This window comes from Xanthovirga aplysinae (assembly GCF_009711365.1).
Lineage (GTDB): Bacteria > Bacteroidota > Bacteroidia > Cytophagales > Cyclobacteriaceae > Xanthovirga > Xanthovirga aplysinae.
Genome location: NZ_SMMB01001175.1, coordinates 1 through 10,312 on the forward strand (window position 1 = coordinate 1; position 10,312 = coordinate 10,312).

General features: G+C 36.6%; 7 protein-coding genes and 1 pseudogene. 5 read left to right on the forward strand and 3 right to left on the reverse strand.

From position 1 onward, the window contains the following. The 4 genes and pseudogenes from E1171_RS23895 to lpxB form a co-directional block, all read left to right on the forward strand. A pseudogene (locus E1171_RS23895) lies at positions 1–512 on the forward strand (hypothetical protein); the annotation flags it as partial. An 87-nt stretch (positions 513–599) separates the two neighbouring features. Next, on the forward strand, positions 600–1,766 hold the full coding sequence (locus E1171_RS15535) for a T9SS type A sorting domain-containing protein (RefSeq protein ID WP_222931518.1): 1,167 nt from the start codon (positions 600–602) through the stop codon (positions 1,764–1,766). A 241-nt stretch (positions 1,767–2,007) separates the two neighbouring features. Beyond that, a complete protein-coding gene (locus E1171_RS15540) occupies positions 2,008–2,427 on the forward strand; it encodes a 6-pyruvoyl trahydropterin synthase family protein (RefSeq protein ID WP_155206965.1) in 420 nt (139 codons plus the stop codon). A 232-nt stretch (positions 2,428–2,659) separates the two neighbouring features. Then, positions 2,660–3,766 (forward strand): lipid-A-disaccharide synthase, encoded by a 1,107-nt coding sequence (lpxB, locus tag E1171_RS15545; protein WP_187696488.1) that lies wholly within the window; start codon positions 2,660–2,662, stop codon positions 3,764–3,766. 116 nt (positions 3,767–3,882) lie between these two features. Here the strand turns inward: lpxB and clpX are convergent, their stop codons facing one another. The 3 genes from clpX to tig form a co-directional block, all read right to left on the reverse strand. Beyond that, the gene (gene clpX, locus E1171_RS15550; protein ID WP_155206966.1) at positions 3,883–5,112 is read right to left on the reverse strand and encodes an ATP-dependent Clp protease ATP-binding subunit ClpX; all 1,230 of its coding nucleotides are present in this window, start codon (positions 5,110–5,112) and stop codon (positions 3,883–3,885) included. Between the two features lie 10 nt (positions 5,113–5,122). Beyond that, positions 5,123–5,794: a ClpP family protease gene (locus tag E1171_RS15555; RefSeq protein WP_155206967.1), complete on the reverse strand. Its 672-nt coding sequence runs from the start codon at positions 5,792–5,794 to the stop codon at positions 5,123–5,125. Between the two features lie 268 nt (positions 5,795–6,062). Beyond that, positions 6,063–7,403, reverse strand: coding sequence for a trigger factor (tig, locus tag E1171_RS15560; RefSeq protein ID WP_155206968.1), 1,341 nt, complete (start codon positions 7,401–7,403; stop codon positions 6,063–6,065). A 717-nt stretch (positions 7,404–8,120) separates the two neighbouring features. Between tig and E1171_RS15565 the strand changes: the two genes are divergently transcribed. Then, positions 8,121–10,312: RelA/SpoT family protein (locus E1171_RS15565; protein ID WP_155206969.1), on the forward strand; the 2,192-nt coding region annotated here is incomplete at its 3' end.

The following is a 10,312-nucleotide window of genomic DNA, read 5'->3' on the forward strand; positions in this document are numbered from 1 at the left end:
GTGAAGATGTACAGTTTGATAGTGAAATTGTTAAAACATTTAATTTTAGTAATCAGCCTCCAAGAGTTTATGCCCCTTCTTCTTTTAATTTCGGTTCCAGCATTTCCCATTTGGATGAAGAGGACTTTCAAATGGGACATTCCGCTTCCCTTATGACCCCTGAAATCGGTAAGGGGGAAGCTATTCATGTGCCAGGGGAGATGACCTTATCTATGTTTGCTGTAATGGGCTGGCTTAATGTTTATCTAGATCACGAGTTCCTAAAAGATACAGAAGATTTGAATAGTGCTAGAGATGTACTTGTGAAAGTGGATGGTGATTCTACCGTAATAGAGGAATCTATTAAATTACATTACTTTTATAATGAGCAGGAAGAAGAAGTGGTGCAAATGACCCCAACTGCTAATCCCAATGAATATAAAGCTACAATTCCTGCTGCTGAAGAGGAAAAGTTTATTGGTTATTATCTTACAGTGGAAGATGCATATGGGAAGAGTTACACTGCTCCCTGAAGTGCACCTGAATTTTATCATGTTTTTTATGCGGGAAAGGATACGATTGACCCTGTAATTGATCACCAGGTTATCGATTATGTTTTATTGCCTCAGGAGAAATTTGAAGTTGAGGCCATTGTGATTGATAATTTAGGGCTTGATGAGGTCCGGGTTGAATATTTTGTGAATGAGGCTTCTGCCGAGTCAAAAGATATGATCCTTGAAAAGGATGATCGTTATTTGACCACATTTATTTTAGGAGAAGATTTGAATTTAACAGAAGGAGATATTGTGCATTATAGAATCGTAGCTAAGGATCAGGCAGCAGAACCTCACCAGGTTTCTTTTCCGGAATCAGGTTTTTTTGAAGTGGAGGTTGGGGCAATTCAACCTGCAGTAGCTTCATATTTTAATGATTTCAGCACAGCCCAAAACGATTTTGTGGGAACCTCCTTTTCTGTGAGAAAAGAAACCGGATTTAATGACCCTGCAATTCATTCAGAGCATCCTTATAAGAATGGAGTTAGTCCTTCATTTGAAGCCAATTACACCTATTTATTGGAGGTGCCAATCATTGTAGGGGAAGAAGAACACCTAATGGCATTTGATGAGGTTGTATTAGTAGAGGCTGGGGTAGAGGGCACTCAATTTGGTGATGCTGAGTTTTTCGATTATGTAGTGGTGGAAGGTTCCTCTGATGGAGGAGAGGAGTGGGTGCCTCTACAAGATGGTTATGATTCTCGCGCTCATGACATTTGGGAGAGCCGATATAATAGCAGCTTGGAAATTGAAATACTAGATGGTCTTGAAATTCCGAATTCAACAGCCTTGGGTACCAAAGATTTATTTAAAAGGCGTGTGATAAACTTGCGTAATGCTTTTAAGCCTGGGAAGGAAATTTTGATACGCTTTCGCTTATTTGTCGATCAACTGGCTCATGGATGGGGTTGGGCTATAGATAATCTCCAAATACAAGGTGATATCATTTTGGCCTCCGGTGATAAACCGAATATTGATACAGATTGGAAAGTGTTCCCAAACCCTGCCCAGGATAAATTAAACATTCAGGCAAATTTGGCAGAAGCAGGAAAAGTGATACAAATTACTTTCTTTGATATGATGGGGAACCAGATCCTGAGTGATGAAAAATACAGTTCTAAATTTGATTTTAATTACTCCTTTAACCTTAATGGTCTAGCCGATGGTCTGTATTTGGTTAAATTAGAAGTTGGGAATAATGTCACCATGAAGAAAGTAGTAATTAACCGTTAAATTGTATAATGAGTAATAAAAATGAACGGTTAGACTCTCTTTCTTTTTTACCGTTCATATTTATTATTCATTTACACATTGCATTATTATAGGTTATTCATCAGGTTTTTTTGACATTAACCATTACCTATTATTTAGGTTTGTTTTATTCCTTATTAATTATTCCCTATTCACTACTCCTTTTACTCTTTGAAATAAAGTTTCTATATTTGCAGCCAATTATAATTTCATCGCTAGGAGGATGGTGTACATTAGCAGGAAAGAGCATTTTAATGCGGCTCATAAATTATATAACCCAAACTGGAGTAAGGAGAAAAATGAGGAAGTTTTTGGGCCTTGTTCTAATGCAAACTGGCATGGGCATAACTTTGAATTAACTGTGACGGTAAAAGGGAAGCCGGATCCAGATACAGGTTTTGTAATCGATCTAAAAGAATTAGGACGTCTAATAAATACTGAGGTAGTGGATAAGGTTGATCATAAAAATCTTAACTTGGACGTTGATTTTATGAAGGGGAAAATGGCCAGTTGTGAAGTGTTTGTAATGGAAATTTGGAAAATCTTAGAACCAAAAATTCGTGAGATATCCAAAACAGGTATTTTACATTGTCTTCGGCTTGTAGAGACCCCAAAGAATTTTGTCGAATATTACGGTGAATAGACAAAAAGGATAATTAAAGAATACGAATAAATGAATTTCCAAATTAGGCTTTCTCTTTAGGGGATAGCCTTTTTGTTTTTTTAGCCTTTTTAGAATAGAAATTGTTAATATTGTCTTAAAGGGTGTTGTTGAAAACTTAGATTTGGTTAAAATTTTCCTGAGTGTTGGAAAAATTTTTGAATCTATATGGGTTGAATAAACACCAATTTATAATTAGAATAAAAATTAAAAGGTGAAATATTATTTAATAGCCGGTGAACGATCCGGGGATTTACATGGATCTAATTTGATTAAATCTCTAAAAAAGTTAGACGAAAATGCTGAGTTTAGAGCATGGGGAGGGGATTATATGAGAGATTCAGGGGCCCTTTTGGTTAACCATTATAAGGATATGGCATTCATGGGAGCTCTGGAAGTGATTAAGAATTTGTTGACCATAAGAAGGTTGATAAGATTCTGTAAAGAAGATATTCTGAATTATAAACCCGATGTGTTGGTACTTATTGATTATGCTGGATTTAATTTGCGCATAGCTGAATTTGCCAAAAAGAATGGTGTTAAAGTGCATTATTACATTTCTCCAAAGGTTTGGGCCTGGAATCAGTCAAGGGCCTGGAAAATAAAAAGGAATGTGGATCGGATGTTTGTAATTTTGCCTTTTGAGAAAGCTTTTTATGAAAAATATGGTTTTAAGGTGGACTATGTGGGAAATCCACTTTTAGATGCTGTTAGAGAATTTAAACCGGATCCTGGTTTCCGAATACAAAATCAATTAGACCAAAGACCTATTATTGCCGTATTGCCTGGAAGTCGTAAACAAGAATTGAAGTTTATTTTTGGTCGAATGCTCGAAATTATTAACAAATTCCCTGCTTACCAGTTTGTAGTAGCCGGAGTGGACAATCTTCCAAAATCGTATTATGAGCCTGCCAAAAAACATAGTAATGTAAAACTGGTGTTTGGTAAGACTTATGACTTGCTTTCCCAAGCTCATGCCGCCATTGTTACCTCTGGAACAGCAACTTTGGAAACCGCACTTTTTGAGGTACCTCAAGTGGTATGTTATAAATCGACTGAGCTGGAGTATCAAATTGGAAAAAGGTTGATAAAGGTGGACTTTATGTCCCTTGTAAATTTGATTGCCGGAAAGGAAGTTGTAAAAGAGCTATTGCAACATGATTTGACGGCTGAGAATCTTTCCAAGGAATTAGAGATGGCAGCGAATGAAGGGGAGGGTAGGGAGAAGATAAAGAATGGTTATCAGGAAGTTAAAGCCTTATTGGGGGATAGGAAGACTTCCGAAACCCTTGCTTCCTTAATTTTTAATGCAATAAATTGAGATAAACTGTTTTCCTTCTCCTCAGAAAATAAAATTGGTTCAGGTGGAATGCCTGAACCAAAGTTTAGCGATATTATTTTCGTTATTCAATATTCTAATTTCACTATTATGTATTGTTAAGCGACTTTTAGCTTTTTGAATTTAGATTTTTCTAGTTTTTCCTCTGCATATTTTTTGGTAATCACCAATTTTTTTGCTGTATTATCCGATGGAAGTTCAAACATGGCATCTGTGATAATGGCTTCACAAATGGATCGTAATCCCCTGGCACCTAATTTGAATTCGATTGCTTTGTTTACAATATAATTAATTCCACTTTTATCAAATTCTAACTTAATATCCTCCATCTCAAAAAGCTTTTTGTACTGCTTTGTAAGAGCATTTTTGGGTTCGGTGAGTATTTTAGAAAGAATTTCCTTATTAAGTGGATTTAAAAATGAGAGTACAGGTAAACGACCAATTAATTCCGGGATAAGGCCAAAATCTTTAAGGTCTTGAGCCGTAATGTATTGGAGCATGTTTTCCTGATCTATGATCAGTTCTTCTAACCCCGGTGAGGTAAACCCTAAAGGTTGTGTATTCAAACGACGTGCAATATTTCGGCTAATGCCGTCAAATGCACCTCCACAAATGAACAAAATATTTTGTGTATTTACCGCAATCATCTTTTGATCCGGATGTTTTCGGCCCCCCTGAGGAGGTACATTTACCACCGTACCTTCAAGTAATTTTAGTAAAGCCTGTTGAACACCTTCTCCACTTACATCTCTTGTGATGGAAGGGTTGTCGGATTTTCGGGCAATTTTATCAATCTCGTCAATGTAAACAATTCCCCTTTCTGCTGCTTCCACATCGTAGTCAGCGGCCTGCAAAAGACGAGTAAGAATACTCTCAACGTCCTCACCTACATAACCAGCTTCCGTTAAAACGGTGGCATCAGCAATACAAAAAGGTACTTGCAGAATTTTGGCCAATGATCGGGCTAGGTAAGTTTTTCCTGTTCCGGTTTCACCTACCATAATGATATTTGATTTCTCAATGATCGTATCCTCGTCCTCAGCCTTTTTTTGCATCAAACGTTTGTAGTGGTTATAAACGGCCACTGATATTACCCTTTTGGCTTCATTTTGCCCTACAACAAATTGATCAAGATGCTCCTTCATCTCGATAGGCTTAATCAGTTTAAATTTAGGAGCAGTTTGTTTGTTCTTTGTTTTTAGTTCTTCTGTCAGAATTTGTTGTGCCTGACCAATACACTTATCGCATATATGGGCATTGATTCCCGAAATCATCAGGTCAACATCTTTTTTATTTCTTCCACAAAAAGAACATGTCACTTGTGCCATAATCCTTCATTTATTTCTTGCGTTCCAATACCTCATCGATCAATCCGTACTGTTTAGCCTCCGGAGCAATCATCCAGTAATCCCGGTCTGCATCTTTTTCTATTTCTTTAACAGATTTACCACTGTGAACAGCTAAAATATCGTAAAGTTCCTTTTTTAGGATCATGATTTGCTTAGCAGTAATTTCTATATCTGATGCTTGTCCTTGTGCACCTCCCAGGGGTTGGTGAATCATAATTCTGGAATGAGGTAACGCTGAACGTTTGTTATTGGCCCCTCCCGAAAGAAGTACTGCCCCCATTGATGCAGCTAAACCAGTGCAAATAGTGGAAACATCAGGAGCTACATATTGCATGGTATCATAAATCCCTAACCCTGCATAAACGGAACCACCTGGACTATTGATATACAATAAAATATCTTTTTTCGGATCTGTTGATTCTAAAAACAGCAATTGGGCCGTAATAATGTTTGCGATATAATCATCAACGGGCGTTCCCAGGAAGATTATTCTGTCCATCATTAATCTGGAAAATACATCAATTTCACGGAAATTGGTTGGGCGTTCTTCAATGACCGAACGGGTCATCCCTTCAATAGCACTTTCGTAGCGATCGATGGTGGTGCTACTTATCCCTTGATTATGGATGGCAAATTTGCGGAATTCATCTTTATTGATCATGATGGTTTCAAGATTTAATACATAGTCCAAATGCAAAACTAAAAAAAAAGCCCTTTCATGAAAGGACTTTTGTTAATATTATTAATCCAACTTGGATTCTCACGATTCAAAATTTTAAAGCAACTTGAGGTAGAAATTAGGTTTTGAAAGTCCCCGGTCGGCGCTTCAAAGCCTTTTTAATCCCTCTTCACTTAGAGGATCTCCTCTTTACTATGAATTGCGCCAATCCTTACTTTCTTTAAACGTGGATTTCATCAGAAAGATATATTTAGGCTGCTTTTGTGGCTATCTCAGTGAATTTTTTTACATCTACTGATTCTGATTCTATACTAATCTTTTCCTTGATCAGGTTGATGATCTTATCATTCATTATTTGATTGAACATGGTTCTATAATTCTCCCCATTTTTTTCTTTCAAATAACTGTCAGCAAAAGCGTTCAATTGCTCTTCCATTTGTTCACCTAATCCCATGGAGCCAAATTGAGCATTGATCATTTCCTTGGTTTTGGCTATCACTTCATCATTTTCGACTTTGATAGCGTTGTCTTCCGCAATTTTGCCAGTGATTAGTGACCATTTTAGGTCTTGAAGGTAAAGAGGAAACTCTTTTTCAAGATCTTCGTCAGTTAATTTCTCATTGGTGAGTTTTAACCAGTTTTTCAGGAATTCTTCTGGTAATTCCATTTTGGTTTGCTCAACAAAATTATTTTTAATGTCTCTGGCTAAAAGATTTTCGGTTTCTTTTTGATAATTCTCAGAGATACTTTCTTTAATTTTGTTTCTAAACTCTTCCTCTGAAGAAACGGCTTCTTTTCCAAATACTTTATCAAATAACTCTTGATTCAATTCTGAAGGGACTGTTCTGTTGATGTTTTTTACAGAAAATTCAACCTCCCCATTTATTTGTTTCGCTTCTTCTAGGTCTTTTTTGAGAGTTTTTGCAACCGTTTCATCGGTTTTAAATGCTTTTTTGATATCAAATTTAAGAGTATCCTCTTTTTTAGCATCTATAAATTGCGATTGCAAATCCTCATTAATGTCGTTAATATCAAGAGAAATGTCTTCTAGAACAGTTTCTTCTCCTTCAATTTTAACACTTCCATAGAGGATATCTCCGGCTTGAGAAGTTTCTGGATTTTCAGATTGCCCAAATTGCTTTTGAAGATTTTCTATCGTTTCCTTGATAACCTTTTCATCAACTTCTATTTGGTAAGCTGTTACTTTCTTATTTTCAGAAAGATCGTAATCAAAGTCTTCAACAAAACCGATATGGTAATCAAATTCAAATTCTTTCTGATTATCCCAGTCAATTTGTTCGCTTTTTTCTCTATCTGGAATAGGTTCTCCTAAAGCATTGATTTTGTTTTCTCTGATGTAATCTGTGATGGCATGTGCCAAAATATGGTTGATCTCTTCCACCAGGATAGATTTACCATACATTTTTTTGATTAATGTGGAGGGCACTTTACCAGGACGAAAACCCTTCAGGCTAACCTTTTTTCGGTAGTCTTTAATTTTTTCCTCTACCTTCGGTTGATAATCAGCCTCACTTACCTTAATTTTAACGGAAGCTTCTGTGGAGCTTTTTTTGTCTAATGTGATGTCCAAAGCAGATAACTTTTAGAATGTATGATATAATGAAAACAAAAACCCTCCATCTCGATATTTTCCCATTTCATATATCGTGATTGAGGGCCCGCTTATGCGGATGAAATAAATTCGAACCCCTCTGCTTTAAGCGTTGGATACTGGTTCTTAAAATCTTCCAATTTAATAACATCCGCCCGATTTTAAATTGGTGATGCAAAGGTAGATAATGTTTTCATAATAACAACTTTCATCTTCTAAAAATTATAGGATATTGAAGTTAGGTACTGGTTTTTACTTTATGATGAGTGTTCGAACTTGAAGTGAGTTTAATTGAAGGGATAATAATTGGCTCTTTTGATTTAATAATTTAGGTTCTATTTTTTCAGGATACAAAAATGTTAAATAAAGGCTTTTTATCGTTTATTAGTAGTTAGATACTATAATTTGCCACTTTTTATCAGAGATATAGGAAAGTGAATTGAGGGGAAAACAATTTGAGGGGAAAACAATGATTTTTAAGATAAAGGAATGGTAGAGTTGGGGAATTAATTGGAAACTTCCTAAAGTAATGGACTAGATTGAAGGAAATCTTTTAGTCAGTTGATTCTTAAAACCTTATTCTTTAATCAGGTACTTTTCTAGAAAACACAAGTTTCATTTGTAAGCTCTAATTCCTAAATCTTAAATACCTTTAATATATTTGTACCACTTTATTAATTTCTATAGATAAGGATAATGATTAAAGTTGACGAAGAGGCTGAAAAACGGGAGATTTTAAGGAGGTATAGAAAGCTATTGAGGCATGCCAAGCCTTTTTTAAAAGAGGGAGATGCTAAGTTAATAAAGAAAGCATTTAATCTTTCTGCAGAAGCGCATAAAGATATGCGTCGAAAATCTGGCGAGCCTTATATTTACCATCCGCTGGATGTTGCTCAGATTTGCGTTGAAGAAATTGGCTTAGGAACAACCTCCATTGTATGTGCGCTTTTGCATGATGTGGTGGAGGATACTGACTGGACCATAGCTGAGGTGGAAGAAGAGTTTGGTTCGAAAGTGGCTCGTATTATAGATGGTCTTACCAAAATTTCCGGTGTCTTTGAGCACGGAAGTTCTCAGCAAGCCGAAAACTTTCGGAAGATGCTTTTGACACTTTCCGATGATGTACGGGTTATTTTAATTAAGCTTGCCGATCGCCTTCACAATATGCGTACCCTGGCTAGTATGCCCCGGGATAAACAACTGAAAGTCTCTTCAGAAACTATTTATTTATATGCTCCACTAGCCCATCGCTTGGGGTTGTATGCAATTAAATCCGAATTAGAAGATTTATATCTTAAATATACGGAAACGGAGAAGTATAATGAGATTGTAGAAGAGATCAATTCAATTAAAGCTTCCAGAAATCGCTTTATCCGGAACTTCATTAAACCCATCCAGAGTGAATTGAATCGACAGGGGTTTGACTTTGTTATTAAAGGTCGTCCTAAATCAGTTTTTTCAATTTGGAATAAAATGCGAAAACAAAATATACCTTTTAATCAGGTGTATGATCTTTTTGCAATAAGGATTATTTTGGATACCACTCTGGAAAATGAAAAGCCGGCTTGTTGGCAGGTGTATTCCATAGTAACAGATTTTTATAAACCCAATCCAGATCGTTTGAGGGATTGGATTAGTACACCTCGGGCTAATGGCTATGAATCTCTGCATACTACGGTTATGAGCCGATTGGGACAATGGGTAGAGGTGCAAATTCGTACACGCCGGATGGACGAAATTGCGGAAAAGGGTTATGCTGCTCATTGGAAATACAAGGAAAGTACAAAAGGAGGAGCGGAATCTAACCTGGAACAATGGATTAGCAGGGTGCGAGATATGCTGGAGAAAAATGATTCCACCGCTATAGAATTTGTGGATGATTTTCGCTCCAATTTATTCCATGAAGAGGTTTTTGTCTTTACTCCCAAAGGAGAATTAAGAACACTTCCTTATGGAGCCAGCGCTCTTGATTTTGCATTTGATATTCATTCCGAGATTGGTGCTTCCTGTATTGGCGCTAAAGTCAATCAAAAATTGGTTCCCATAAACCATGTTCTTAAGAATGGAGATCAGGTGGAGATTTTGACCTCTTCCAGACAAAAGCCTAACGATGACTGGCTGCGGTTTGTGGTGAGTTCAAAAGCCAAATCCAAGATTAAAGAAGTTTTAAAAGAGGACAAAAAGACTGCAGCTACGGAAGGCAGGGAGATTGTTATTAGAAAATTAAAACAAATGAAGCTTGATCTCACCGAGGAGGTCATCAATAAGCTTCGTTCATATTTTAATGAAAAAACCCCTCTGGATTTCTTTTATAATGTAGGTAAAGGCCTGATTGATCCTAAGGAGATCAAGCATTTTCAGGATGATGAGCAACCTCTGGTTAGAAGTCGTAGGCCTGTAAATGTATCTGATGCCAAGTCTTTTAAACAGGAGATCACAAAAGTTAAAGGACCTGATCGCGATGTGCTGTTGATAGGCGAAGATATGGATGTGGTGGATTATAAATTGGCCAAATGTTGTAATCCGATCCCTGGAGATGATGTGTTTGGGTTTGTGACCGTAAATGAAGGAATTAAAATTCACCGGACTTCTTGCCCTAATGCTGCAGAATTAATGGCTAATTATGGGTATAGGGTAGTAAAGGCCAAATGGACTTCTCAAAAAGAGATAGCCTTTTTAGCAGGGTTGGAAATTATAGGTACCGATAGAGTGGGGCTGATAAATGATTTGACGCAAGTTATTTCAAGTGAATTAAATGTGAATATGCGTACCATTACGGTAGATACACAAGACGGAATATTTGAAGGGCATATCATGCTTTATGTACAAGACACCCAACATTTGGATACTTTGATTCAAAAACTTAATAATGTGGATGGTATTGTAAA

What these genes read in the sequence shown, in the direction of transcription:
- E1171_RS15540 (WP_155206965.1), top strand. Translation starts at nt 2,008, where the DNA reads ATGGTGTACATTAGCAGGAAAGAGCATTTTAATGCGGCTCATAAATTA.
- clpX (WP_155206966.1), bottom strand. Translation starts at nt 5,112, where the DNA reads ATGGCACAAGTGACATGTTCTTTTTGTGGAAGAAATAAAAAAGATGTT.
- E1171_RS15555 (WP_155206967.1), bottom strand. Translation starts at nt 5,794, where the DNA reads ATGATCAATAAAGATGAATTCCGCAAATTTGCCATCCATAATCAAGGG.